The organism is Desulfovibrio desulfuricans DSM 642 (genome assembly GCF_000420465.1).
GTDB classification, from domain to species: domain Bacteria; phylum Desulfobacterota; class Desulfovibrionia; order Desulfovibrionales; family Desulfovibrionaceae; genus Desulfovibrio; species Desulfovibrio desulfuricans.
Genome location: NZ_ATUZ01000011.1, coordinates 296,454 through 319,573 on the forward strand (window position 1 = coordinate 296,454; position 23,120 = coordinate 319,573).

The following is a 23,120-nucleotide window of genomic DNA, read 5'->3' on the forward strand; positions in this document are numbered from 1 at the left end:
ATGCTTGCCGCGCTTTGGGATTCTCAGCCTGACGGCACTGTTGTGTGTCGCCTGTGCGCTCACCGTTGCCGCCTGCGGAAAGGGGCCAAGGGCATTTGCGGGGTGCGCGTCAACATGCGGGGGGAACTGGTTTCTCTGGTCAGCAGGGTTGTTACCGCTGCTGCCATGGATCCCATTGAAAAAAAACCTCTTTACCATTTTTTGCCCGGAAGCAAGATTTTTTCTGTCGGCAGCGCCGGGTGCAACTTTTCCTGCCATTTCTGCCAGAACAACAACATAGCCCATGTGCCGGAAAGTGGCATTGTGCCCGGCAAGCGCGCTGCGCCAGAAGACCTGTTGGCCCACGCTCTGGCCAACCGCGCCCAGACCCTGGCCTTTACCTACAACGAGCCTACGGTCTTTTTTGAGCTGCTGTACGAGACAGCGGGCATGGCGGCCAAAAAGGGTATGCGCAGTGTGCTTGTGACCAACGGCTATATGTCCAAGGATTGCCTGACGGCCCTCAGCCGGTGCATCTGCGCCGCCAATGTGGATCTGAAGTCGTTCAGCGAGGTCTTTTACCGCAAATATTGCGGCGGGCATCTTCAGCCTGTGCTGGAAAATCTGAAGGCCATCAAAAAGCTTGGCTGGTGGCTTGAGGTCACAACCCTGGTTATTCCCGGTCTTAACGACGGGCAGGCGGAGATGGAAGCGCTGGCAGCCTTTATTCGTGACGAGCTGGGGCCGGATACGCCGTGGCATGTGACGGGGTTTCACGGCGCGCACCTGATGATCGACCATCCGGACACATCGCTGGCAACACTTGAGGCCTGTTGGCGCATCGGGCGCGAGGCCGGTCTGAATTATGTTTATATAGGAAACACGCGCAGCCCTCTGGGCAGCAATACGTTTTGCCCGGAGTGCAATGCGCTGGTTATTGAACGGAACGGATACGACACGCGGGTGCAGGGTGCAGAAGGCAAGTGCCCCAAGTGCGGCGTGCAGATCCCGGGAGTCTGGAAATAATGATTCTTGTGTATACAGGTGACGGCAAAGGAAAAACCAGCGCCTGCGTGGGGCAGACCGTGCGCGCGCTCGGGCAGAATATGGCTGTGGCCTTTGGGCAGTTTATGAAGCGCGATGGGCAGGCGGGCGAGCAGTGCATGCTTGCCAAACTGTTGGGCGAGCGCTTTTTTGCCGGAGGGCTGGGCTTTTTGCGTACCGATGCAGAGCGCCCCGCGCACCGTGAGGCCGCCCTAAGGGTGCTCGGTTGGGCGCGTGGGCAGCTCGAGCAGGCAGACATGCTGGTTCTGGATGAAACCCTGTATGCCCTGAGCGCCGGGATTCTTGAACAGCAGGAACTGGAAGAGCTTATGGCGCTGGCTCGCGCCAGAGATTGTCACCTTGTGCTGTCTGGCCGCAGCGTGCCGGAGTGGCTGGTGGATGCGGCAGACCTTGTGACCTCCATGACCGAAATCAAGCACCCCTGGCGTACGGGAGTCAAGGCCGCGCCGGGCATAGAGTTTTAGCCGCAGAGACAAGCGCTTCAACGGTTATTGTTCAGTATTTGCAAAGGAACTTGGGTATATGTCTGTATTGACCATCTATGTGGCCGGGTCTTTCAAACACAAGCACGGAGTGCGCCTTTTGGGGCGCGAACTGCGGAATATGGGCTGCCGCATGCTGGACTGGACAGACAAAGCCGTGCCGCCGTCAGGACTGACCCCCGCCGAACGGCGCATCTGGATGGACACCGACCGTGACGGCGGCGAGGTCTACGCCTTTTGCCACAATGCCTGCCTGACAGCGGACATGGTCATCTATTACGGCGCGTCAGGCCAGGATGCCGGGGTGGAAGTGGGGCTGGCCGCCGGGGCTGGAGTTCCTGTGCTGGGGATTCGCGGCCCGCTGGAAGGGCCGGGCCTGATGCTGCACGGGGCTGTCAGCGGTTGGGTTGACAGCGTGGAAGAAGCCCTGGACGTTGTGGTTGCCTTGCTGGCTTACGCCGATGGCGACTGGAAAAATTTTGAGGCCGAGCCGAACCCGGTTTTGCGCCGCATGGGTGCGAAGCTGCGGGAGCGGGGGAACTGGCTCTCTGCCTGACGCTGTAGTCTGGTTTTGGTAAAGGCTTCCCCACATCTGAAACCCGCCTTGTGCAAATATGAAGCCGCCTCCACTGCAGAGATTCCTGCAGTGGAGGCGGCTTTTTCATTTATGCTAGGTATGTTGCGTTAGCTACGGCAACTCGCGCGACTCCACATCGCCTGAACCACCAGGGCTGTTTGCGCCGCTGGAAACCGGAGTGCTGCTTGGGCTGCCAGAGGGTTCCATGCTGCCGTCCATCGGGCTCACGCCTGTGGCGTGTTCTGGCTGCATGTTATCAAGCTGGCCCGCCTTTTGGGGCAACATGAGGTAGCTTGTTACGCCTGTTACTCCACCAACACCTCGCGCGGCCTGGATGGCGAGCTGCTTTTCCGTATCATCCCTCACTACGCCAAGCAGCACCACACGCCCGGAGTTCACCTCCGTATCTATGCGGGTGGAAGAGAGCCCTTTGGTGGAAATAAGGTCTTTGCGCAGCTTGGTGGCCAGCACAAAGTTGCTGGAGTCGCTGGTGGCGGGGGTGAACCAGTGGGTCGTGACCGAGCGGGGTTTGTAGCGGTTGGCTATGGTCACAGCCTTGCCCTGCATGGTGTCGGGTATTTCACCCACAAGGAAGACATGCCCGTAAAAACTGTATACCGCAACAGACCAGCCGCCAGAGAAGCTTTCGTCCAGCAGGGCCGTCTTGATTTTGGCAGAGAGTTCCTTGTCGTCCGACATGGTGCCCATCAGGCGCTGGTCGTCATAGATGGAGTAGCCGGTGTATGCGCAGCCGTTCAGCAGCGTGACGCAAAACAGCAGCAGTAGAAGCGCCAGTCGTTTCATGGAATCCTCCTGAAACCCGCGTTGCGGGCGAAGCGTCTTAACGTAGTCGATCAACTCGCCTTTGCGGGCGTGCCATGGAGGCTGCCTGCAAAAGGAGCGGAGTTTTTTATTCTTTTTCGCGGCGGATACGCGCGCCAACGGCGTTCAGCTTGTGCTCGATGCTCTCATAGCCACGGTCGAGGTGGTAGATGCGCCGCACTTCGGTAACGCCCTTGGCCGAAAGACCTGCCAGAACCAGCGAGGCGCTGGCACGGAGGTCGGAGGCCATCACCGGCGCGCCGGTGAGCTTCTGCACGCCGCGCACCATGGCCGTGTGGCCGGAAACCTTGATCTGCGCGCCCATGCGCATGAGTTCAAGCACGTGCATGAAGCGGTTTTCAAAAATGCTTTCTTCCACAACGCTGGCCCCTTCGGCAAGGCACATGAGCGCCATGAGCTGGGCTTGCATGTCTGTGGGAAAGCCGGGGTAGGGCTGGGTTTTCACATCAGTGCCGCGCAGGGGGCCAGCGCAACGCGCCAGAACTCCCTCGGGGGTGTTGGTGATCTCCATGCCCATGCTGCGCAGCTTGAGAATGACGGCTTCAAGGTCTTTGAAAGGGCAGTTGCGCAGCATCAGCTCGCCGCCGGTAATGCCCGCAGCCACGAGGAAGGTTCCCGCCTCGATGCGGTCGGGCATAACGGGGTATTCTCCATCGTGCAAGGAGGTAACGCCCTGAATGCGGATGACAGACGTGCCGTGCCCTTCGATTTTTGCGCCGCAGGCCCGCAAAAAGTTCGCCAGGTCAACAATTTCTGGCTCGCGGGCGGCGTTTTCGAGCATGGTTTCGCCATCTGCCAGAGCTGCGGCCATGAGCAGGTTTTCCGTGCCGCCCACGGTGGGCATGTCAAAAGAAATGTGTGCGCCCTTGAGCTGGCGGCAGCGGCCAATGATATAACCTTCCTCAAGCTGAAAGCTGGCGCCCATCTGCTCCAGACCCTTGAGGTGCTGGTCTACGGGGCGCGCGCCAATGGCGCAGCCGCCGGGCAGGGCCACGCGCGCCTGACCTATTCGGGCCAGCAGCGGCCCAAGGCACAGAACAGAAGCGCGCATGGTACGCACCAGGTCATATGGAGCTTCCGGCAGTAAATTGCCGGGCTGCACCTGTACCCGATGATCGTTGTATTCGCAGGTGCAGCCCAACATGTTCAGGAGCTTGATGGTGGTATGTATATCGCGCAGGTTGGGCACATTGGTGATGGTGACCGGCTCTGACAGCAGAATGCAGGCAAAAAGAATGGGCAAGGCCGCATTTTTGGAGCCGCTGACCTCAATGCCGCCAGTAAGCGGAACGCCGCCTTCAATAACCAGTTTGTCCATGGAGTGTCCCCGAAAAAATGTTTGACGCCTGACGTGCCGGAAGCGCCTGAATCACAGATGTGATATCCATGGCTTGCGAGGCGGGCAAATGGCCTGGCTGGCGGGTATGTTGCCGCCAAGCCAAGCAGCGGATGCAAGTGTAGTTACTTTTCTAGATAAAATCCAGATGAAGCTATGTGGAAAAAATGCTTGCCAAACTAAAATAACCTGCTTATAAGAATTTTCCCGTGGCGGAAGTAGCTCAGTAGGTAGAGCACCTGGTTGTGGCCCAGGTGGCCGTGGGTTCAAGTCCCATCTTTCGCCCCACAACTTTCCCGCGCCGCAACGGCGCGGGTTTTTTTTCGGAGCGTGGCGCAGCCTGGTAGCGCACCTGCTTTGGGAGCAGGGGGTCGAAGGTTCGAATCCTTTCGCTCCGACCAAATATATCAAGGGTTTATGGTGAATAGCCATAAACCCTTTTTTGTTTAGGGTACACGCAAGGATACACAGGATATAAAATTTTGTTGGTCGATAAAAAATAAAGTCATTTAAATTAGCTAGTTGTGGAATTTACTCTTTGTCGCAGTCTGCAATAGAAATGCGGCGTGTTGCAACTAAGTGCAATCCTTGCAAAAGACAGTTTTTGCCTTTGCCCTTTGCCAGCCAACTACTCCGGGCCACCTTGCGGTGGTCTCTTTTTTGCGAAAATTTGATCGGAAAAGGCCGAAGGTTTGGCGCGGATGAGTTCGTTTTTCGGCAGAAAATTTTTTGCTGGAATCTTGGGTGAAGAATATGGCGATGAATCACCAAAAGGTAGGCAGTGGATCCTAGCGGTAGGAAAAGAGGGCCAGAGGAAGGCCGGAGATATGAAAAAAGGCGGGTTTTCCCGCCTTTTTTGTGTTTTTTATAGTGTGATTGCTGTTTTTTTAGGGCATGGGAGCAACGGGCAGGCCTTCTGCCTGAAGGATGCAAGCCCCGATGGCGTAGGCCTGTTGGGGGGTGATGGCGTTGCCCAGCGCCTTGAGGCGCGGGATCCATGCTTTTGCCGTAGTGGTGTCTACTCTGCCGAGCAGGTGGGGCCGTGCGCCAGACTTGTGCCCATCGGCAGCGTCCAGCCCTGGGGCGCTCCCATCATCCACTCGACAAATGACGGGTTGAGAAAATGCTTCGGTAGCCGAATCTTTTCGCGATCGGTCAAACCGTAGGCCAGCCCAAACAAATATGTTGCCAGATTGGTTGTGGTCGCCCATGTACTTCCCGATCTCAGATAGTACAGGTGCCCTGCCAGCAGACCGTGAACTGTGGGGGTAGGCAACAATGAAAACCCTTTCCCGATGGTGCGGCGCACCGCAGGATCCCGCGCCCAGCACTTCCCACTCCGCATCATACCCGAGCGTGGCCAGATCTTTGAGGACGCCCTCAATGCCGAGGGAGAGCAGGCCCGGTACGTTTTCCGCGATGATGTAGCGCGGGCGCGTTTCGTCAATGATTCTTTTGTATTCATGCCAAAGCCCACTTCTGGAGGTTGAGGTTATGCCGGCGCGCTGGCCGGCGAGGCTTACGTCCTGGCAGGGGAAGCCTCCGCACAGGACATCAACATGGGGCAACTGCACCCCGGACAGGGTGCGCACGTCGTCAAAAATGGGGAGGCCGGGCCAGTGCCTGCGCAGGATAGACTGACAGAATCCTTCAACCTCGCAGAAGTAGCAGTGTTGGAATCCGGCCCAGTGCAGACCGAGGTCGCACAGGCCAGCGCCTGAAAACAGACTGCCTACCGTGAGCATGCGTTGTCTCCAGTGGGCTCTGCGGCCTCGCGTTTGGGACAATCAGTCCTCAAGGTATTGTATGTTCGGCAGCGCGGGCACTTGATGACCAGCAGGTCGACGTAGCCCTCGGCAAGTTTTTTGCCGCAGTGCTGGCAGCGCAGCTCTGGCAATGTATTTTGTGCAGATGGGGGAATATAGTGCATGAGAAGTCCGTGGCCTCTTGGGCATTGTGTTGGGGCTCGTGGCTCTCATGGGGTGTGGGGAGGGCGTTTAGCCCGTTATTCCCTTCATTTTTTGGCGGTGCCCTTCAGCACCAGCGGCATTGCTGGACACGGCACCACCCTGATTGATGGTTCCGGCGTTGGGATGGTCGTGCATGGCGAGCACGTCCAGGGCGGCGCGGATGTCGGCCAGGCAATCCAGCAGCTCGTTGTACAAGTTAATGCTGCCGCCTTCGCCTTCAGCGATGATGGTAAAGCGTCCCCTGGCTCTCAGGGTAATATTGGCGGCTTCAATATTTCTGTCGCCTTTGGCAATGTCCGTATGTCGCCCGCCCACGTTTACGGCCTGGTTTTGGACTATCGCGTCAGTGTTGCTGCCCTTTACAGTCAGCCCACGGTTGCCAGCAATGTCGATCTGGCGGTTGCCAGTGACCTTGCTTGCGTGATCCTTGCCCACCGTCTCTTGCGCAGCGCCTGCGGTGGAGTGAGTGGAGTCACCCCCTGCCGTGAGGTTGAGCGCGCCAAGGCTGCCCACATCTGCGCGCAGGCCTGCCAGCATGGTCAGCACCGTGCCCACTTCCAAAGTGTGCGTGCCGTCCACTTCCAAGGTAGAATGCTCAGAAATGCGCCGCGTCTCCCGCGCCAGCTCCGTGGTGCTTTCCATAGCCTCAATCCGGCGCGTAACGCTTTTGTCCGCGATTTCCGCATCTGTCTGGCGGCTCCAGTTGCCGCCAGCGTCGGCCCGTTGAAAGGTGGTCGGGCTTTGTTGCAGCAGCATTTCTTCCGGCCCCACCTGCGGCAGCGAATCACCCATGCCGTACATCTGCCGGATAATGGGGTGATCCTGCCGTCCATAGGCGAAGCCCACAACCACAAGCGCCCCGGGCCTTGGCGGCGCAAAAACACCAGCCTCGCCGCCAGCGCCCAGCGGCACGGGAAGGGGCACAGCCGTGTAATGGGGAAAGGCCGGATCCGGCTCCATGTCCGCGGTGAGAATTTCAATGTCCGCAGCAAAGCGGGGTCGAAAGCGTTCCGAGCTGGCCCCTTGGCTGGGGGCATCGGCAATGGCCAGCACACGCCCGTACCTGTCCAGGTGCAGCCCGCCAGAAAGCTCTGGAAACAGGCGCAGAATGGCTTTTTTTAAAAAGTCTTGCATTTGAAACTCATGTTTACGCCAGACAGGGTCACAGTTTCCACGCGCCCGCCGTCAGTAGCGGCATTGACCACGCAACCCGGGCGAATATCTGGAACGGCAGCCATTGTGCATTGCCCGCCCGCAGAAACCTGCTTGAACACGTTTTGCGGAATTTCCACCTCGCGGCCTTTCCAGCGCGAATCCGCCCAGGAGCCAACAAAAATTTTACCATCCCCCTGAGAGAGCCACACATAATCATCAATGTGGAACACCTCGCCCAGGGTCTGCATGGCATGCATGGCACTGCCGAAGCCGTAAAAAGCCGGAACTTTTGCGGACGCATAAGGCCGCTCCGGCACAATGAACTCCAGCCCGGTCAGCTCCGCGTAGGTGGCCAGCACATCCCGGAGGGTGGGGTGGCGCAGGCTCAGGGGGGCGGCATTATCCATGCGCGCCGAAAGTTCGCGGCAAAAAAGGCGTTGCTGCTTGGCGTCCACAGTGGTTGAGGTGATCACCTCGCCGCAAAAAAAACGGGTGAGCGCGCTTTGAAAATGCCAGCCCAGCGAGAACTCCACCCGGCCTTCAAGGCGCTGATCCGCGCGTACCTGAAAAATGGCCGCGCCCGGGCGGCTGATGTCCAGGCGCACCTCGTCAGACACAAGGGGGTATTCCGCGCCGTTCACCACAAGGCGCTTGAGCAGCTTCATTCCTCATTCTCCGGCCCGATTTTTTCGTTAAGATACTTGAGCACTTTTTCGATGGAACTCAGCTCTTCCTCTTTTTCTTCTTCCTCGCTGCCAACAGAGGTGCCAGTGTTGGTTTGCGTGGACGCCGCCCGCGCCCCTTGCCGGGCCTCTTCCATTTCAGGAACAGACACATGCTCGGCCAGGGTAAAGCTGATAGACCACATGCGCAGTTTTTCGTCTTCGTCCACCTTGAAGTTGCCCGTAAAACGCCCCTGCCGCATGCCTGCGGCATTGGCGGTGTCGTTGGTGATGGTGTAAATTTTGCCATCCCCGTTTTCGGTAGCCTCGGCAATCCGCATGAGTTCGCTCAGATCGTTGGCATCCTTGAAGCGCAAAGAAAGCCGCACTTCCAGCTTTTTGCCCTTTTTGCCTTTGTCGGCCTTGGCGGTGGATGACGTTTCGCCGCTGGCGTCTTCGTCTTTAAACTGCGCGCCAATGCTCATGTTCAGGCCGAAGCCGGGAACCGTATAGTCGTCAAGAATTAGAAAGGACATGCGGCATTCTCCCCAGGGCAGGTCAGGCATGCGCTGTTGGTAAGGGTGCGCCGGCACAGGCCGAAACTTTCACGGTAAAAGGCCACTTGATCCGGCTTGCCAAACCAGCACAGCAAGGACGTGCATTTGCTGGCAGAGTCAAAGGGAAGGGACAGTTTGCCCAGATAGCGGAACAGCGCCGCGCCTGGCGCATGGATGCTGAACCCCGTCCAGGCATCGTTGCCGCCGATCATGCTTTGGGCCAGATGCTGCAAGGTTGCGGCCTTTTCCTCGATCTTCCGTGCCTGTTTTTGCGCGAATGCCGCCAGCCTTTCGGCGGGGGAGGTCGCCGCCAGTGCCGCGCCTTCCCCTGTTGCCAGCATGCTGCCCAGGGCTTTGGCCACCATTTGCCCCTTGGAGTTCTGCTGCGGTGCCTTCTGCCCCCATGCCGGATAGCCCGGCCCTTTGGGAATAACGAACTTGTCCGTCTCCAGCGTGGCCAGCGCCTGCGCGCGGCGGCAGACTTGCTCTAACTGGGGGATGGGAAACACCGCGTTAAAGGCCGACAACGCCTGAGCCATGGCTGCATGGTTGACGGTGCCCACGAGCAGCACCACCAAGGCCAATTCATCGCCCTGGTCTTCCTGCGGAGCATCGGCCATGCGACCAGCAAGCGCGGCAAGGGCTTGCTCCGGCGTCAGGTAGGCGTATTCCCCTTTACGGGTGCCGATGCCGTACTGAAAGGGAGTTATGGCCATGAATGACACAGGGCTTCCCACAGCGGCGGTTGCCCCCTGGCGGGCCGCGGCCATTTGCGCGGCAAGTTCGCCGGATCCAGACGGAGGCAAGCCGAGACCTTGCAGAGACTTTGCCCCCTCAGAAAAGCCTTGCTGCATGCTGGCCAGCGCGGGCGACAATCCTTCCGCCAGATTTGCCGTTACGGAAGGCGGCGCAAAAGCAACACGCTGAAAGCCCATGCTCACTCCCTACACAGCGTAGCTGACGACAATGGCCTGTACGGCTTCAGCCGTTTTGGCGGCTTCCACGGCTGCCAGCAACTCGTTGCGGCGGGCTGCCAGAGCATTGCGCACGAACTCCAGACCTTCGGGATCAGAAGCGGCCAGCAGTCCTGCCTCTACCGCAACCGTGGACGGCGTGGGGTCAGACAGGGCCACGGCTCCGGCCAGAGCTGCCTCATGCCCGGCAATGATATCTGCAACCTTTGCGGCTTTGATTTCTGCCAGCGGTTGCTCCGGCCGTTTGGTCAGCGCGTCTTCAGGCAGGGGGCCAGGTGTGTGCATGCGGCGCGCCGGGCTAAGGTGCGTATCGCCCGGCAGCCAGTACTCGGTGCCGGATTGCACGTCCTCGGCTGCAAAGTGCGGTTCCTCGCGCTGTCGGTGATCCTCAACCAGCACCCAGCCTTTGTTGTCCACGTACTGCGGCCACTGGTTTTTCCATGGCCTTGGGGGCAGAGCATCGGGCGTGGAGTTGTACGGCGGGTAGCCGTAGTCTTCATCTGAGCTGATATAATACTGGTCAGGGCGCGTATATCTATGGGCAATTGCCATTGGTTACTCCTTGAAATTTATTGTCGCTCTCGGCGTTGGGCGTGTCGGCTTGCCCCCACCTAAACACTCCAGCGTCATAAGGCTGGCTGCCCCATATAACAGCATGCCAACGACCCCCAGCGTCGGGGAGCGTTAGCGGCACCCGTGGGCTCAACGAGCGCAGTGTCAAGAATCAAGTCAGAGTATCCAACACCGGAGCCGTACCCCGAAATTGCTGTGGATGTCTCTCTCCTGAATGCCCCGGAGATTGGCTCTAAGTTTGATCCCCAAATCGCTTTTGCTCGTCCCATGATTCGCCGCCCCTGGTCGCCACGGCTGCCATTCAATCCCAGGCCGTCATATCCCGCCATTTCGCGGAGCATGCCCGTGAGGTCAGGCATGAGGAGCGTGTCCGCGGCTTTGTTCCACCAGAACTTGGCTGCGCCGCCGATGTTGTTCCACCTGACCTGGGAGCCATCGGCAAGCGTTGCCCACGCGGCGTTATGGGCCGCCTCGTACTCTGCAAGCGAGGCAAAGAGCCGCTTTGCGCCGTGCGTTGTGGACAGATAGGCGGCCATTTGCGGGTATGTGGCGGCGAATGCTGAAATGACGTTGGCATTGCAAGGCTTGAAGCCCGGGCGGACAAGTTCGTCTTCAAACCAGGTATATTGCCCGATGGGGTAGGGAGCCATGCCGCCGATGATCTGCCAGGCGTTGCCGGAAAAAATCAGGGTGTAGACCTGCCCCTGCGCCAGCGCGCCAACCTCAACAGGTACGCCGCAGTACGTGAGCGGTTTGGCCCCGGTGTCATTGATGTTCAAGGTGGGGTTTGCTGCGGTGTTTACCGTGGCAAATGCCACCTGAAGAACCACGCCCGGGATAAGCGCAAAGTGGTCAAGGCTTGCGGTTTTGGCCGCCGTAGCCGCCGCTGTGGGGCAAATGGCGTAGCGTCCGCTGACCTTGAGCAGATCCTCCTGCATGTAGCAGGTGACGCCATCGGGCCGCATGGTGCCGGGTACTTCCGGCGTTGCCACGTCCGGTATGGGCAACGCGCCGGATGTTTTGCGCGGTCGCAGATCCGTTACCGTGCCGTCCGCCTCGATGCGGGCCACCAGGGCGCGGTAGTGCATGAGGCCTGTTTCGTCAGCGGCGCTGTCCGCCAGAGGGGCAGCAGGCGGCGCGAGCATGGGCGAGGCCTCGGCCACGCGGTCGCTGCCTGTATGTTTGAGGCAGACGTCAAGCCAGACGTTTTGCGGCAGGTTGGCGCTTTCCGGCGCTGCCAGTGGCAGACTCTCGGCCAGTGCCGCACGGATGCCGCCCACATAGCCAAGGCCCGGTGCAAAGGCGTAGGCCTCTGCCGTTTTTTGCAGCAACCAGCCCTTGCCATCAAAGAAGGCCTGGCCGTAGATATCGAAATTGGCGAGGCGCTGGCGTTCATCAATGCCGTTGAGGCGCACGGTAAAATCAAGCTGCCACACGTCGGCGCTGATGGTCAGGCCCGTGAGTTCGCGCGCGCCCGTGAAGGTCAGCAGAAAGTTGCGGGTCAGGTTATTGCCCGTCTTGCCGTTGGCCTCGTCGTAGCGGCGTTTTTCCAGCGCCGGGAACGTGGCCACAGCCACCAGTGTGTTGTGTTCGCTGCACCAGAGGCCCTGCCAGTTGAAGGTGAAGTCGCCCATGTCGCTGCCCAGCATGGCGCTGTAGACAACCTGGTTGGGGTTGACGTAGGCGCGGTACTGCGGGGGTATGGCGTAGCGCAGGGCGATCTGATCCTCTGCCGGCACAGTGACGCCGGGCGCAATGGCCTGGGTGTGATCCTGCCCTGGCACGTTGGCCAGAATCATGGTGTCGATGATGAGGGCCTTGCCCTCGGCCTGAAGGCGGGCAATAAGGCTCACGCCCGCGGCGGTAAGTATAGTGCTCATGCGTGGGCCTCCAGTGTGGCGGCATGGTGGTCAAACACGGCCAGACGCGCGCCGGCATCGGCAATGGCGCGGGTGCTCATGGCGGCTTCTACGGTTTCCTGATGCCAGGAAAAGCGGCCCACGTGGGCCAGGGCCGGAATGGGAATGCGGCTGTCAAAGTAATAGCGGCGGCAGGTGCGCCCGTAGTCGTCAATGATGATTTCCAGCACGTTTTGCTGGTCGGGAAACTGCGAATCATCGGCAATGATGCCCACGCGATCCCAGTCTTGCCCGGGTACGCGCTCGGCCAGGGAGAGGCCCCCAAGCTCCAGGCGCTCGAAAATGCGGCCCCAGCCTGCCGTTTGCCCCGAATCTCGCGCATTGGCGTAGGCATGGGTGACGCGCAGGCGGTAGAGGCGTTCCGGCTCGCCGGGGTAGCGCCGGACGCAACGCTCCCAGGCCAGGAGGTTCAGGGTGCGCTCATCGCAGGTCATGGGATCGCGATTGTCCAGGCTCCAGGCTGCGGCCTTTCCCAGCATGGAAAACCACGCGTGGGCAGCCTTGCCAAGCTTGGTGCTTTCCGCGCCGTTCATCCAGAAGGACAGGGAAAACAGGGCAAGCCAGTTCATGCTTCACCCGGCAGGATTTGGAGGTCTTCAAGCACAGGCAGGGCCAGCAGGGAAACAATGTCTTCCGTGCGGTGAAATTCCACGCTTTTAAGATCAGGCAGAGCCGCATGCAGCTCATCGCCCAGACGGGAAAAGGAAAAGCGGGACTGCGGCAAGGTCTTGGTCATTTCATAGGCCGTATTTTGGCGGAATGCGCAACGTATGCGGTTTTCCACCTCCACGGTCAGGGCGGCGCGGCGTTCCTTCCCGGCTTCGTCCACAGCATGCACGGTGACCGTAAGCGCTTCCGGCTGCTCGGGTATGGGCATGCACAGCAGGTCATCGCCGTGGCCATGGTTGCCCATGCCCATGATATAGCTGTTGATAGCTTCGCACAGCGATTGCGGGGCCGGGCCGCTCTCAACCATCACATAGCAATTGGCTGTTCCCGGGCCGCGCACAGCCTGACGGGCCTCAAAAAAGAGGTAGTCAATGCGTATGCCTGTGAATGCCGCGATCAGCGCCTTGTAAGCTGCATCGTGGTGTAGCTGCCCCACAGCGGCAAACTGGTTGCGGCAGCGCAGGCGCAGGGCATCATCCGTTTCCGTATCAGCGCCGGGCGAATCCAGCCAGTCCGCCGGATTGGTCACGTCCACAATGCCGTTGATGGGCTGCGAAAGAATGGAATAATAGCCCGCCCCAAGGTTCCAGGCCTCGCCGTGCTGCTCGGCCTCCACCGCAACCTCAAGCGATTGCGCGCCGTTGGGAATGATGGATTCCTGCAAGGTTTTCACACGATACACCACGCCACCCACTGGAGGCGTTTCAACAAGCGAGCCTGCGGGAATGGTCAGGTCGCCAGTGGCGGAAGCCCTGGTAAAAACAACGCGGCCTCTGGCAGCGGCAGAACCCTTGCGCGAGAGGTCAAGCCCCCAGGCGTACACGTCCAGATACACGCCAGACGCGAACCGTAAAAAGGAATTGGGCAACACGCTTTCTACCAGCAGTGCAACGAGCCATTGCGCGGGCTGGGTGACAATTGTCGAAATAAGCCGCCAGAAAGGGGAGAAGGACGAGTCGTTGCGGATCAGCGAATCCTCATTGGCGTTGCAGGCCTCCCAGCGGGCCTGCATTTCGGATTCCGTCACGGGCATGCCGGAATCGCGCAGCATGCCTGTAAACAGTTCCTTGGCATAGGTTGTCAGGCCAGCCATTATTTTGCCTCCTTGGCTTCATCCGCATAGGCCAAAAAAGAGATGCGTCCGAATTTCCGTGTTTCGGCAGTAAGCCAGAACTCGACACGTTCCCGGCTTGTCCAGATTTCCTCAATGCGGGTTGTTCCGGGTTTTATGCGTGTATCCTGATCCACCATGAGCGAGAGCTTGACGAGATTGGTTTTGCGCTTGCGCACGTCGCGCTCGCCCACAATGTCCACCAGCAGCCCGCTTTCGCGGATCATGTGCTGAATGTCCTGGGCAATGCAGGCGCGGTCGGGCACCAGTACGGGATAGCCCCCGGCATCCAGCGCAAGATCGTCATCGATGATAAGCAGGTCGCAGTATGTTGCAGGCATGGGCTCTACCCGTAGGTCATGGCCAGCACGTCATCCATGCTGGTGGGCGGTGTTTCAAAGTGCAGGTGCTGTTCGCCAATGGAAACGCTGCGGCCGCTGTTGTTCACGGTGGAAGAACTGCTGGAGGCCAGCACTCCGCCCTGCTGCACCTGTAGGGTTTTGGACTGCTTGAGCCCTTCCAGTTCCGGGCCTTCCATTGCGGCTGTATCAGGCACAAAGTTTGCGGCCTTCCAGCTCATGAGCTTTTCCGCGTGTTCTCCCATGCCGGGGATAAAGGAGAGCATCCTGCCAATGTAGTTCACAAAATATTCAAGAGGCGTCAGCGCAGTTGCAACGGCGAACCGTAGTACCTTTGTCCACGAAAAATCGGTAAAGATGTCGGTAAACAGACGCCAGCGTTCTTCCAGCGTGGACATGAGCAGCAAAAAAGGCTGGCCGAATGACCCCAGACTTTCAAAGAAACTGCGCAAAAGCGTCCACGTTGCGCCGATGGCGGACTGTATCTGCTCCCAGTACATGATGCACAGGATCAGCGACCAGACAAGAAAACCCAGCGGATTGGCGCGAATAGCCCCGGAGAGAAGGTTGAATACAACCGTAACAGCCTTGATGGCCCCGGTAACGGGCATTGCCGCCAGGGTGAACAGATGAAAGGCCACAGTGCCGACGGCCACGGCTCCGGCAAGGGAAACTATTGCCAGCATGCCGAAGCCGATAACCCTGGCCACGTTGGGGTACTTGGTTATCCATCGGTTCAGGGTCTCAAGGTGGGCGCTGGCCCTGTTTGTCCACCGCTCCAGAGTTGGCGTGAGCTTTTGCAGAAAATTTGCCCGCACATAATCCACAGCCGCGCCAAAGCGTTGAAAGGCATCCGTGGTTTGCCGGGCGGAAGCCCTGGCGCCGGTCATGTCCGTAACGCCCTTGACGTCTTTGATAACGCGGGTGAGTTCCCCCTGTTTGGATAGCAGGGTGTTGAGGAATGCCCCGGCCTGATCGTCGTTCAGCGCCTTGCCAAGGCGCGCTTGCTGGGCTGTTGTGAGCGTGTCGCCATACTTGGCGCGCAGGCGTTCCAGAATGTCCACCATTGAAAGCATGCGCCCCTGCTGGTCGGTAAAGGATACCCCCACGGCGCGTCCGGCTGCGCGCGCGTTATCCACCAGCAGCTTGTACTTTTCGCCTGCGGCTGTACCGCCCATGTCCGCCTGGGCGGCGGCAATGACGGCCATTTGTTCCCCCGCGTCAATGCCAGCCCTTGCGGCGCGGTTGCCCAGCGCGTCAAAGCCGGCGGCGATTTCCTCGCCTTTGCTTTTGAACGCCTTGGCCACAAAGGCAGTTTGCCCAGCCATTTGTTCAGCCCAGCGGCTTTTGCCCATGCCAGCCGCCTGTGTTTCAAAAATGCCGTGCATATTGGCCATGTAGCCGGTCATGCTGTCCACGCTGGACCGGCTGGCCAGGGCCAGAACATTGCTGGCGGTGGTAAAGGTTGCCAGCTCCCCGGCAGTGAGGTTGTCGATTTTTTCCTGTATGGCTGTGGACGATTTGATAACGTCCACAGCACATTTGCCGTATTGCATGGCAAAGCGCCCAGCGGCGTTTTGCAGTGTTTTAAGCCCCTTTGAATCCACGCCCAGGGCCTCCACCTGCCCCAGGGCATTGTTCAGCTCTGTGGCTGGCGATACCAGCGCCCGGATTGATAGGGCCGCACCAGCGATGCCCATGGCCCCGGCACCCACGCCCACAAAGGCTCCCTTGGCTTTGTCGGTCAGCCCGGTAATGCTGGCCTGAAGCCGGGATATTTTGCTGATGGCGCCTGCATCCTGCACGCCGATGGCAAAGAAGAGCTTTTCCAGTTTTGTTGCCATGCTGTATCGGGGTTAGGGGTTCAGTGCCTTGGCGATGCCGTTGGCTATGGCGATGCTCATTTTTTCCCAGTGGTCATTTTCCAGAAACATGGCCTCGGCCATGCAGGGAACGTCTATTTTGCGCCCAGGAAACCACTTGCGGCAGAGTACAAAAAGCTGGGAAAGCCCTGGCTGCGCAAGGTGAGCGGCGAGGCGTTCTACTCCCCCACCGTAATGGTGAGGTCAGGCGCGTATTCCTCCACCACCTGCGACCATATCTGCATGGCAGCGCCGGGCAGATCGATAAGGCCCTTGAGGGTTTCCTTGTCCTCGGCATGCACGGTGCGCATGAGGGCATTGCGCGTGGGCCCGACCTTTTTGGTGCTCTGGATTTCGTCAATGTACTTGTTGTAAACTTCGGGCGTCACGTTGAAGCGCAGGATCTTGCCATTGATGGTCAGGGTAACGGTTTTATTCATGTGGAGTTTCCTCTCCGGGATTGATTTTGCGTTGGATGTATCGTTCAAGGGCGCAGACGCCCGCCTCATAAAGCCTGCCCACAAGCTCCAGCCCACCCCAGCCCACCAGAAAAAAAAGGGTGTAGTGCCATTTTTCCGGCGTCTCGGCCTGGATGAGCGGGCAAACCATGTTGGCCGTGGCCACGCCGCCCACCACCTCAATAAGGGCTTGCCCCAGGGTCCTCCCTTTGCGGGTGGAATGCATGAGCGCGCCGCCAGCGCCGTACAGGCTGGCCGGCAGCAGGAAAAATTGCAGGAGGCGCTCAAGGTAGTTCAGGGATTCGGGATCCTGCATTATTCATCCTTGCTGTAGAGGCCGCGCAGGGCCGTTTTGTCATCGTTGGCGTCACTCAGGGCCGCTTGCAGTTCCAGTGCGTAATCCAGCAACTCGCCATTGGTCGCTCCCAGGCTTGGTGGCACAGGCTCCGGCACCGGGGCCAGCAGCATGGGCGGGGGCTTTGACCACACAAAGTCAATGCGCTGGGGCGCTGGCCTGGAGCAGCCGCACAGCAGCATCAGGCAAAGGGCTGTCAGCCCAGACAGAATAAGTTTTATCATGGCGCGCCTTTTCCTTTTGCTGACGTAGTGCCGTCTGGTTTTTGGCCCGCTGATCCCTTTGGGAACGCCAGTCGGCCAGTGCCGTATCCACCGTGTCCGCCCAGTTTTTCTGTTCCTGTACTGCCTTGGCGTTGGCGGCTGCGGTTGTTTCAAGCTCCGCTATTTTTGCCGCCTGCTGCTGCCCCTGCCGCACCAGCCAGAACAGGGCCGCCACCAGCGCCACAGCGCAAAGGATAGCGCCTGCAGTTTTAAACATGGGGCTGCGCCCCATCCCGCCACCATGCGGCAACGTCAAAGCAGGGGCAGGCCTTGTTGGCGTAGTCCTGGTGTCCGTGCAGCCCGGCTGAAGGAAAGCGGCCGCGCAGATCCGTGACCAGCTCGCGCAGGGCCGCCCATTGTTCCGGCGTGTAATTGGCGGCGGAAACGCTTTTTCCACTGGGTGTTTTTTCCAGTCCACCCACAAGGCAAATGCCGATGGAACGGGCGTTGTGGTCTTTGCAGTGCGCCCCCGGAGTATCCAGCGGGCGGCCCTGTTCGACCGCGCCGTTGCGGCGGATTACAAAATGGTAGCCAATGTCGCTCCAGCCGTTGTCGCGTACGTGCCACTGCCGTATTTCCGCAGCGCCAATATCCATTGCTGGATAGGTTGCCGCGCAGTGAATGATGATGTCGTCAATTTTGCGCATGAACTTCCTCAAATGGGTTTAGCCAGGGGTAACAATGCCCTCGGTTTCCGATGCGCCCAGGTATGGCACGCCGTTGATGTGTACAAAGTCCGGGCTGGTGACGATAAACTTCACCTTGCTGGTGTGCTTGGAAGCGCCTTCGTTCTGGTTGATGTTCAGCAGGCTTTCCACCTTGAGCTTGCAGCCGAAGGCCTCGACCTTCATTTCCTCGCCGCTGGCGGCCTTGGCGTAAAACAGCATGTCGAATTCCGGCAGTTCGCGCCAAGAACCTGCGGAGGCCGCAGCCTCGGAGAGGATGGACAAGGCCTGCGCGTCCAGATCCATGTCGCCCTCGCCGCTCACATCGCCCGCCACCCAACCGTTGGGAACGCCCCTGTCTTTGGCTACTTCCACGTTGTCGGTAATGCCCAGCGTGGCCTGGCTTACGGTGAGGGAGAGATCCCCCACGGTTATGGAAAAATCCTTTGCCCCTATTCTTTGGCGGCTCATTGGTCAGCTCCTTTGCGCGTCAGGCGTAGTTGGTCAGGTCAAGCAGCAGGTTGCAGGTGATGGCCTTGGGGCAATTATAGGGCCGGGCGGTTATCCAGACTTCCAGCTCGTACTTGCTTTGCCACACCAGGGTTATGGCGTCCCTTGCCGGGGGATGGATTTCGCCGGGAAAGGGAACCCCCAGCACCTTGCGGCTCTTGGACATTTCGCGCAGGGGGCGCGCAAAGTAGTTTTGCGCGGCGGCGATGCTTTCGGGCGTTTCGTTGAGGCTGCGGTCTGCTATGCGGTAAACGGCCAGGGGATACACGCGGCGCATGCATTTTTGAATGACGCGCAGGTTCTCAATGACGCGATAATCCCCGCCGTTGACATCAAGCACGTTGCCATCGCCCCAGTACATGCCCTGGTAGCCGGGGTAGGTCTGCGGCACGGAAAAACGCGCTGCGTCCAGGGCGTACAGGGTGGCCGAATCAATGTTGCGGCCGTCCTTGTCCTTGGGTTTAACGCTCCATTCACCAAGCAAGGGGCCGGTTTTAACCCGCATGGGGCTGTCGGCCACGGTGACGGACTTGTTGCACAGCCGGCCCATGTATGTTCCCAGGTCATGCCCCCAAAGATAGGGCGCAAGGGTTACCTGATCTGCGGCCACGCCGCTGGTTATGGGGGCTATGGCAGAGCGGTAGTCAGCCCACGTTTCAGTGGGCAGGGGCGCGCGCGGGGCTGCGGCCATGAACATGGGAGCCATGAATTTTGCCATGACGCTTTCCGCCTTGGCCTGCATGCGCTCCACCTCAACCTGGCTGGAAATGGGATCGGTAAGGCAAATGCCCTCAAAGCGCATTTCCTCCACGGCCAGATCCACGGCATCCTGCCATGTGTCGCCCTCGCGCAGGGGCAGCACGGCGGCATTCCAGTTTTGCCCGGCATTGAGCTGCGCAGCCGTCACCTGTGTTTTCAGGGTTGAGGGTTCAAGGCCAAGCACTGCGTCCAGGTCGCTCTGCGCGTTGATGGAAACAAGCTTGCCTTCGTTGACGCCAGCGCCCCGGCCCGTGAAAAGCACAAAGTTTTCCACGGCGTCCAGCGCGCCCTGCAACAGATTGAGGTTGTTGACTTGCACGGATCCGAGCATGGAAACTCCTATTTTTTATCCTTCATTTGACGGACAATTTTTTGGCTGACCACAGAGAGCAGGCTGGCGCTTTCATCCTCTGTAACGCCCAGGAAAGGACGGGCAGGGAGGCGCACTTCCCACGTTTGGGCTTTCTGTTTTTTGGGCTGGCTGCCGGAAACATCCTCGCGCACCAGCAACCGCAAAATCCACGCGGCCTGCATTTGCGACATGTTTTCCATGATCCACTTGGCGGATACGCGCCGCAGGCGCACCTTGCCGTGCCTGCCCCTTGCCGGGAACTTGTAACCGTTGCGCAGCAGCGCCTGAGCCATTTTGCGGGTAGCCCTGCGCCCGCGGAGCATGACGTGCCACTTGGCAAGGCCCTTTTTCATTTCCGGCGTGACGCCAAGCTGCTGGCTCATGCCATGCTGGTGCTTCCAGGCAACCTCGCTGAACCAGTGGGTCTTGCCCTTTTGCTTCCAGGTCACCTGCACGGAATCGCCTTCCCGGTATTCGCCCATGTTCTTGGCCATGCCGATCGCGGCCAGCATGCGGCGTTTTTTGCGCCACTGGCCCCTGTCGTTCTGCTGCCAACGGGTGCGCTTGCTGCGCGGGGCAAAGCCGCCGCCTTCAAGGCTTTGCTGCTTGCTCACACGCCTGGCGCTGTATTTTTTGACCTCGCGCGCGGCCTCGCGGGCAAGGCGAAAGCGTTTTTCGGGCTGCGGCCTGAGCGCCTCAAGCTGGCGGAAAAGTTTTTTCCGGGCCTGTTCGTTCACCTGCACGTGCACGGTAATGTCAGCCACGGCTGCCCCCAGCGCTTGCGGCCCCCTTCATGCCAGCCAGCTTTTCCACCGGGGTGATTACTGGCGCTTCCACGCGCCAGCGTTTGCCGTTGAAGGGTATGTCGCCCTGCGGGTCTTCAATGGCTGCCAGCCTTTCCTCAAATTCCACAGAAATATCCAGATCCGCATCTCCGTCCTTGAAGTTCAGGTCGATGTTCATGGTCGGATCCGCCAGCCCGTCGCGGTCAAGGTCGTTGGCCATGAGCCATGAGGCCACCAGCGCGGCAAAGGCCAGCCCATCGCCGGGGTAGCGCTCGATCTGGATGACGCCGTCATATTTGAACAGGCCCAGCTCCACCTGTTGCAAAACTGGGCCTTCCGTTCCCGGTTCTGGCCGCAGGGGGCCGCGGTCGCGCCCGATGGGGTGCAATGCCCCGTTGTCGGCAAAGGCTGTGAGCTGCTCCGGCGGCAGGCCGGTGACTTCAAGGATGTGCTGCACCAGGGCGGAGAGCTTGCGCATCAGACGGCCTCCACCGTAATGAAGGTGCGCCCTGTAAGGGCGGCAAGGGCCGCATCGGCCTGAGCAAGGAAGGTCTGCGCGGTTTCCGGGGTTTCCTTGGCATCGTTGCGCGCGGCCTCGCGCCGCTCAATGGTGACGAACTGTTGCAGCAGCAAGCCCTTTGCCCTGCAAAACACCGCCCGCCTGTACAGACGCAAGGCCCCGCCCTCGATGCCGTGAACCGGAATGCCGTCAATGGAGGCATGGCCCTTGTTTTCCTGCTCTGCGCGCCAGCGCGTAAGCGCGCCTGCGGCCCATATGCGCGCAAGATCCAGATGGTCAGCCACAAGCTGTTCTGCATATTCGGCGGGCAGCCGATACAGATCCATAAAATCGGCCACGGGTAAATCCGGGTACCAGCCATCGCCGCTCAGTACGATGGTGGCGGTTTTTCCGGTGGTGACGCCGAACCCTTTGGGGCTTGCCATAGTGCCGCTCCTTCAGCCGCATGGAAAAGTTGGACGGCGCGCGGCTTGCGCTCCTGTTGCAGCGGCCTGTCCGCCAAGGTGCGCCGCCTGCGCCGTCCGGTTTGGGGATGAGTATGTTTGGCCAGGGGCCTAACTTTCCTGGGGGGCCGCCAGGCTGTCATCTTCGGCGGCGGTTTCCCCCTCGGGGGCAGCGCCCCCGCGTTCAATCTTTTTGCGCACCCTGCCAAGGGCCGTGTTGACCTTGGCCCCCAGTGTCAGGGCCTTTTGCAACTGGGTTTCAGCTTCTGCCAGGTTGCCTGCGCGCTCTGCGGCAAGGCCCAGCAAACGGTGATAGCGGGCGGTCAGGTCGTCCGGCAGGTTCCAGACCGCCGGATTTTCGGCAATGCCCTGGGCGCAGTTGGTAAAGTACGGCTCGACAGAGCGGTTGCCGTTGAATTCCGCTTCTGCCCAGTCCGCCACCTGCGAGGCCACAAAGAAGGGGATGGTGGACTGAAAGCGCTGCGGCAGGGTTATGCCCGCAGTCATGCACCATTCCGCGTATTCCATGGCTTCGTCCATGCGGCCCGCGTCAAACTGCCACACAAGCCAGTAGCCCAGCAGTTCGTGCTTTGCGCCCTGTTCGCGCAGGCGGGCCACGTAGGAGGCGTATTTGGGCAGCAGCACATCGCGTTTGTGGGCGACCTTGGCCATAACAGAGGCAAGGCTTTTGAGCGTTGCCAGGTCTTCGGCCAGCGAGGCGCTGAGGAAGTCCTCAAGCTTTTTGCCCGCCAGCAGGCCCTTGCCGTGGGATTCGGCGGGAGCAGCCTTGCGCTGGGGCATGCTGGCGATGACCTGCCCCTCGTTGCGCACGCGCTCCTGATGCGCCTTCATGATGCCGAACTTCATCGCCACACCGTTGCGCCGCCTTCTTCAAAAGGCAGTTTGACGTTGGCAAATTCCCAGGCCACGAGCTGCTCAGGGGTTTCAACCACATAGCCTTCGTTGCGGCTCATGTAGTCCTCGTATTGATCCTTCTTGGCGTTGTCCTCGATCTTGCGCCGCCAGGAGGTGTCCTGATGGTAGAGGGAGAGGTTTGCCAGCGGGGTAATGACAAGGCCGCGCGCGGGGAAGAAGCTCGGCGTTTCCCACGGCAGGCCGCCGTAGCGCTGCGAAAAGCTGTCCATGGCCTCCTTTTCCCTGGGGATTCCCTGCACGGCTTCAAAAAGCATGGCGCGTTCGCGCACGATCAGGTCGCGCCCGATAAGGGCCACAAGGTCTTTCTGAAGATAGTAGGGGATGCCCTCGACCATGTCGTTGATGGCCACATCCAGGCAGGAGTAGTCGCCGCCCTTGCCGATGCGGATTTCGCCCGCGTGTTCGCCCTCGGCCAGAATGTTGCCGGGCAGGTTGTCGCGCATGTATTGCAGCCAGCCCTTGTTCACATCCTGCAACAGGGGATTTGCCGCAATGCTGGTGTTTGCGGCGGCGTTTATGCCATACCAGCCAATGATTTCGCGGTCGGCGGCAATGCGTTCCTGCACGTAGCGGGCGTAGCGGTCGGCCAGATCAGGAAACTTGGCCCAGGTGTCGATGGTATTGTAGCGGATGGCCACATCGGAATCTGTCTTGTGGAGCTGGTAGGCGTACTTGCCGAGGCCCAGAACGTCCTTGGGCCTGCGCTCTCCATCGCCGCTGGTGTCTGTGCGGCTGGTGACGGGTTCCTTGGCGTAGCCAAGCAGGTTTTCGCCCACCAGCTCGTCCACAGGCACAACGTTGACCTTGGGCAGAAAGGTGGACTGTTCCACAATTTTGTCGTTGAGGCGCTGGGCCACGCTGGGCTCAATGGCAAAATGCGCGCCCACGCTGGGCACGTTGTAGCCCTGGGCCAGCGCCGACAGCACCTCTCGGGCAAAGCGTTCAGAAGTTTTCTGTTTCATGGTGTTCCTTGGTGTTGGG

General features: G+C 59.8%; 29 protein-coding genes, 2 tRNA genes and 1 pseudogene. 5 read left to right on the plus strand and 27 right to left on the minus strand.

Going from position 1 to position 23,120, the window contains the following annotated elements; translation table 11 throughout:
- The 3 genes from amrS to G449_RS0102940 are packed head-to-tail and all read left to right on the plus strand — an operon-like array spanning nt 1 to nt 2,082.
- Nucleotides 1-1,005, plus strand: a complete 1,005-nt coding sequence (gene amrS, locus G449_RS0102930) for an AmmeMemoRadiSam system radical SAM enzyme (RefSeq protein ID WP_022657814.1) — start codon at nt 1-3, stop codon at nt 1,003-1,005.
- Nucleotides 1,005-1,508, plus strand: coding sequence for a cob(I)yrinic acid a,c-diamide adenosyltransferase (locus G449_RS0102935; protein WP_022657815.1), 504 nt, complete (start codon nt 1,005-1,007; stop codon nt 1,506-1,508). Before amrS ends, G449_RS0102935 begins: the two co-directional genes overlap by 1 nt.
- 58 nt (nt 1,509-1,566) lie before the next feature.
- Entirely contained in the window at nt 1,567-2,082 is a 516-nt protein-coding gene (locus G449_RS0102940) for a hypothetical protein (protein ID WP_022657816.1), read from the plus strand.
- 132 nt (nt 2,083-2,214) lie between these two features.
- On the opposite strand, the gene G449_RS0102945 is transcribed toward G449_RS0102940, so the two are convergent.
- Nucleotides 2,215-2,907, minus strand: coding sequence for a BON domain-containing protein (locus G449_RS0102945; RefSeq protein WP_022657817.1), 693 nt, complete (start codon nt 2,905-2,907; stop codon nt 2,215-2,217).
- A 106-nt stretch (nt 2,908-3,013) separates the two neighbouring features.
- Complete coding sequence (gene murA, locus G449_RS0102950; protein WP_022657818.1) at nt 3,014-4,264, minus strand: UDP-N-acetylglucosamine 1-carboxyvinyltransferase; 1,251 nt, start codon at nt 4,262-4,264, stop codon at nt 3,014-3,016.
- Between the two features lie 230 nt (nt 4,265-4,494).
- On the opposite strand from murA, the gene G449_RS0102955 reads away from it, so the two are divergent.
- Both G449_RS0102955 and G449_RS0102960 read left to right on the plus strand, forming a co-directional pair.
- Nucleotides 4,495-4,570, plus strand: a tRNA-His gene (locus G449_RS0102955).
- 36 nt (nt 4,571-4,606) lie between these two features.
- Nucleotides 4,607-4,683 (plus strand) — tRNA-Pro (locus tag G449_RS0102960).
- A 486-nt stretch (nt 4,684-5,169) separates the two neighbouring features.
- Here the strand turns inward: G449_RS0102960 and G449_RS17635 are convergent.
- The 25 genes and pseudogenes from G449_RS17635 to G449_RS0103080 form a co-directional block, all read right to left on the minus strand.
- Complete coding sequence (locus G449_RS17635) at nt 5,170-6,027, minus strand: DNA cytosine methyltransferase (protein ID WP_022657819.1); 858 nt, start codon at nt 6,025-6,027, stop codon at nt 5,170-5,172.
- Nucleotides 6,015-6,212, minus strand: coding sequence for a Com family DNA-binding transcriptional regulator (locus G449_RS18030; protein ID WP_081640440.1), 198 nt, complete (start codon nt 6,210-6,212; stop codon nt 6,015-6,017). The genes G449_RS17635 and G449_RS18030 overlap by 13 nt, the downstream gene beginning before the upstream one ends.
- Nucleotides 6,213-6,279: 67 nt before the next feature.
- Nucleotides 6,280-7,386 carry a hypothetical protein gene (locus G449_RS0102970; RefSeq protein WP_022657820.1) on the minus strand — a complete coding sequence of 369 codons (1,107 nt, stop codon included), beginning with the start codon at nt 7,384-7,386 and terminating at the stop codon, nt 6,280-6,282.
- Entirely contained in the window at nt 7,371-8,072 is a 702-nt protein-coding gene (locus G449_RS0102975; protein ID WP_022657821.1) for a hypothetical protein, read from the minus strand. Before G449_RS0102975 ends, G449_RS0102970 begins: the two co-directional genes overlap by 16 nt.
- A complete protein-coding gene (locus tag G449_RS0102980) occupies nt 8,069-8,605 on the minus strand; it encodes a baseplate complex protein (RefSeq protein WP_022657822.1) in 537 nt (178 codons plus the stop codon). Before G449_RS0102980 ends, G449_RS0102975 begins: the two co-directional genes overlap by 4 nt.
- Nucleotides 8,593-9,561 carry a hypothetical protein gene (locus G449_RS15715; RefSeq protein WP_022657823.1) on the minus strand — a complete coding sequence of 323 codons (969 nt, stop codon included), beginning with the start codon at nt 9,559-9,561 and terminating at the stop codon, nt 8,593-8,595. Before G449_RS15715 ends, G449_RS0102980 begins: the two co-directional genes overlap by 13 nt.
- 9 nt (nt 9,562-9,570) lie before the next feature.
- Nucleotides 9,571-10,152 carry a tail assembly protein gene (locus G449_RS17640; RefSeq protein WP_022657824.1) on the minus strand — a complete coding sequence of 194 codons (582 nt, stop codon included), beginning with the start codon at nt 10,150-10,152 and terminating at the stop codon, nt 9,571-9,573.
- Between the two features lie 74 nt (nt 10,153-10,226).
- Entirely contained in the window at nt 10,227-12,053 is a 1,827-nt protein-coding gene (locus tag G449_RS17645; RefSeq protein ID WP_022657825.1) for a phage tail protein, read from the minus strand.
- On the minus strand, nt 12,050-12,661 hold the full coding sequence (locus G449_RS0103000; protein WP_022657826.1) for a phage tail protein: 612 nt from the start codon (nt 12,659-12,661) through the stop codon (nt 12,050-12,052). The genes G449_RS17645 and G449_RS0103000 overlap by 4 nt, the downstream gene beginning before the upstream one ends.
- Nucleotides 12,658-13,854 carry a baseplate J/gp47 family protein gene (locus G449_RS0103005; protein ID WP_022657827.1) on the minus strand — a complete coding sequence of 399 codons (1,197 nt, stop codon included), beginning with the start codon at nt 13,852-13,854 and terminating at the stop codon, nt 12,658-12,660. Before G449_RS0103005 ends, G449_RS0103000 begins: the two co-directional genes overlap by 4 nt.
- Entirely contained in the window at nt 13,854-14,213 is a 360-nt protein-coding gene (locus tag G449_RS0103010) for a DUF2590 family protein (RefSeq protein ID WP_022657828.1), read from the minus strand. Before G449_RS0103010 ends, G449_RS0103005 begins: the two co-directional genes overlap by 1 nt.
- Before the next feature lie 5 nt (nt 14,214-14,218).
- Nucleotides 14,219-16,075 (minus strand): phage tail tape measure protein, encoded by a 1,857-nt coding sequence (locus G449_RS15730; RefSeq protein ID WP_022657829.1) that lies wholly within the window; start codon nt 16,073-16,075, stop codon nt 14,219-14,221.
- A 12-nt stretch (nt 16,076-16,087) separates the two neighbouring features.
- A pseudogene (locus tag G449_RS18755) lies at nt 16,088-16,210 on the minus strand (DUF6890 family protein); the annotation flags it as partial.
- A 62-nt stretch (nt 16,211-16,272) separates the two neighbouring features.
- On the minus strand, nt 16,273-16,533 hold the full coding sequence (locus G449_RS0103025; protein ID WP_022657831.1) for a putative phage tail assembly chaperone: 261 nt from the start codon (nt 16,531-16,533) through the stop codon (nt 16,273-16,275).
- Entirely contained in the window at nt 16,526-16,867 is a 342-nt protein-coding gene (locus tag G449_RS0103030) for a hypothetical protein (RefSeq protein WP_022657832.1), read from the minus strand. The genes G449_RS0103025 and G449_RS0103030 overlap by 8 nt, the downstream gene beginning before the upstream one ends.
- Nucleotides 16,867-17,130, minus strand: a complete 264-nt coding sequence (lysC, locus tag G449_RS18355; RefSeq protein WP_342662194.1) for an Rz1-like lysis system protein LysC — start codon at nt 17,128-17,130, stop codon at nt 16,867-16,869. The genes G449_RS0103030 and lysC overlap by 1 nt, the downstream gene beginning before the upstream one ends.
- On the minus strand, nt 17,045-17,386 hold the full coding sequence (locus tag G449_RS0103040) for a hypothetical protein (protein WP_159060417.1): 342 nt from the start codon (nt 17,384-17,386) through the stop codon (nt 17,045-17,047). The genes lysC and G449_RS0103040 overlap by 86 nt, the downstream gene beginning before the upstream one ends.
- Nucleotides 17,379-17,816: an N-acetylmuramoyl-L-alanine amidase gene (locus G449_RS0103045; protein ID WP_022657835.1), complete on the minus strand. Its 438-nt coding sequence runs from the start codon at nt 17,814-17,816 to the stop codon at nt 17,379-17,381. Before G449_RS0103045 ends, G449_RS0103040 begins: the two co-directional genes overlap by 8 nt.
- A gap of 18 nt (nt 17,817-17,834) precedes the next feature.
- Nucleotides 17,835-18,305 carry a phage protein gene (locus G449_RS0103050; protein WP_022657836.1) on the minus strand — a complete coding sequence of 157 codons (471 nt, stop codon included), beginning with the start codon at nt 18,303-18,305 and terminating at the stop codon, nt 17,835-17,837.
- Between the two features lie 19 nt (nt 18,306-18,324).
- Nucleotides 18,325-19,434 carry a DUF2586 domain-containing protein gene (locus tag G449_RS0103055; RefSeq protein WP_022657837.1) on the minus strand — a complete coding sequence of 370 codons (1,110 nt, stop codon included), beginning with the start codon at nt 19,432-19,434 and terminating at the stop codon, nt 18,325-18,327.
- An 8-nt stretch (nt 19,435-19,442) separates the two neighbouring features.
- Nucleotides 19,443-20,219 carry a phage virion morphogenesis family protein gene (locus tag G449_RS0103060; RefSeq protein WP_022657838.1) on the minus strand — a complete coding sequence of 259 codons (777 nt, stop codon included), beginning with the start codon at nt 20,217-20,219 and terminating at the stop codon, nt 19,443-19,445.
- A complete protein-coding gene (locus G449_RS0103065) occupies nt 20,212-20,718 on the minus strand; it encodes a phage tail protein (protein ID WP_022657839.1) in 507 nt (168 codons plus the stop codon). The genes G449_RS0103060 and G449_RS0103065 overlap by 8 nt, the downstream gene beginning before the upstream one ends.
- The gene (locus tag G449_RS0103070; RefSeq protein ID WP_022657840.1) at nt 20,718-21,185 is read right to left on the minus strand and encodes a head completion/stabilization protein; all 468 of its coding nucleotides are present in this window, start codon (nt 21,183-21,185) and stop codon (nt 20,718-20,720) included. The genes G449_RS0103065 and G449_RS0103070 overlap by 1 nt, the downstream gene beginning before the upstream one ends.
- Before the next feature lie 129 nt (nt 21,186-21,314).
- Complete coding sequence (gpM, locus tag G449_RS15740) at nt 21,315-22,070, minus strand: phage terminase small subunit (protein WP_022657841.1); 756 nt, start codon at nt 22,068-22,070, stop codon at nt 21,315-21,317.
- Nucleotides 22,067-23,101 carry a phage major capsid protein, P2 family gene (locus G449_RS0103080; RefSeq protein WP_022657842.1) on the minus strand — a complete coding sequence of 345 codons (1,035 nt, stop codon included), beginning with the start codon at nt 23,099-23,101 and terminating at the stop codon, nt 22,067-22,069. The genes gpM and G449_RS0103080 overlap by 4 nt, the downstream gene beginning before the upstream one ends.
- Between the last annotated feature and the right edge of the window lie 19 nt (nt 23,102-23,120).